The organism is Mycobacterium sp. E1715 (assembly GCF_001667625.1).
Taxonomy (GTDB): domain Bacteria; phylum Actinomycetota; class Actinomycetes; order Mycobacteriales; family Mycobacteriaceae; genus Mycobacterium.
On the sequence record NZ_LZJJ01000307.1, the window covers coordinates 1 to 1,621 of the forward strand.

Annotated in this window: 1 protein-coding gene; it reads left to right on the top strand. The window is 66.7% G+C overall.

Annotated features, from left to right (window positions below; translation table 11 throughout):
* Positions 1 to 17: 17 nt before the first annotated feature.
* The coding region (locus A9X03_RS15625; protein ID WP_068261762.1) for an NAD-dependent malic enzyme at positions 18 to 1,621 on the top strand (1,604 nt) is incomplete at its 3' end.

Consider the following 1,621-nt stretch of genomic DNA (forward strand, 5'->3'; position numbering starts at 1 on the left):
CCGGAAGTGAGATTGCGATGTACGACGCACACGCACCGCGGATCCCGCCGGCACTCGCCGCGCCGAGCCTCAACCGGGGAGTCGGCTTCACGCACGAGCAGCGGCGGCAGCTCGGGCTGACCGGACGGCTTCCGTCGGCGGTGCTGACGCTCGACGAGCAGGCCGACCGGGTCTGGCATCAATTGCAAAGCCTGGCAACAGATCTGGGCCGCAACCTGTTACTGGAGCAGTTGCACTACCGCCACGAGCTGCTCTACTACAAGGTGCTGGAAGACCACCTGCCCGAGCTGATGCCGGTGGTCTACACACCCACGGTCGGAGAGGCCATTCAACGGTTTTCCGACGAGTACCGCGGACAGCGCGGGCTCTTTCTGAGCATCGACGAGCCCGACGACATCGAGGCGGCGTTCGAAACCTTCGGGCTGGAGCCCGACGACGTGGACCTGATCGTGTGCACGGACGCCGAAGCCATCCTGGGCATCGGCGACTGGGGGGTGGGCGGCATCCAGATCGCGGTGGGCAAGTTGGCGCTGTACACCGCCGGCGGCGGCATCGACCCGCGCCGCTGCATCGCGGTCTCCCTCGACGTCGGCACCAATAACGAGCAGCTGCTGCAGGATCCGTTCTATTTGGGCAATCGGCACGCGCGAGCCCGCGGCGAGGAGTACGACGAGTTCGTCAACCGCTACATCGAGGTCGCACACCGGCTGTTCCCCAAGGCCATCCTGCATTTCGAGGACTTCGGGCCGTTGAACGCGCGACGGATCCTGCGCGACTACGGCGAGAAGTACTGCGTGTTCAACGACGACATCCAGGGAACCGGCGCGGTGGTCGTGGCGGCCGTGTACGGCGGCTGCCATCTCACGGGTGTGCCGATGCGCGACCAGCGGGTCATCGTCTTCGGGGCCGGAACCGCCGGGATCGGGGTGGCCGATCAGATCCGTGACGCCATGGTGTCCGACGGCGCCACCCTCGAACAGGCGACGGCACAGATCTGGCCCATCGACAGGCAGGGCCTGCTGTTCGACGACATGGACGATCTGCGGGATTTCCAAGTGCCCTATGCGAAGAACCGTGCCCAGCTCGGTGTGACTCCCGGGAACCGGGTCGGCTTGGTGGAAGCCATCAAGCTCGCCTCCCCCACGATCCTGCTGGGCTCCTCGACCGTTTTCGGCGCCTTCACCGAGAAGGTCGTACAGGCCATGACCGCGTCGTGCGAGCGCCCGATGATCTTCCCGCTGTCCAACCCGACCTCGCGAATGGAAGCCATGCCGGCCGACGTGCTGCAGTGGTCCGACGGCAAGGCGCTGATCACCACCGGCACCCCCGTCGCACCGATCGAATACGACGGCACCACCTACACGATCGGGCAGGCCAACAACGTGCTGGTGTTCCCCGGAATCGGGCTGGGCATCATCGTGGCGGGGGCCCGGCTGCTCACCAAGGGAATGCTGCAGGCCGCAGCGAAAGCCGTTGTGCGACAGGCAAGTCCGTCGGCTCGCGGGGACTCGTTGCTGCCGGACGTCAAGGACTTGCGCGCCATCTCGACGGCGGTCGCCGAGGCCGTCTATCACGCCGCGGTCGACGACCAGGTGGCGACGCGGACGCACGCCGACCCGCG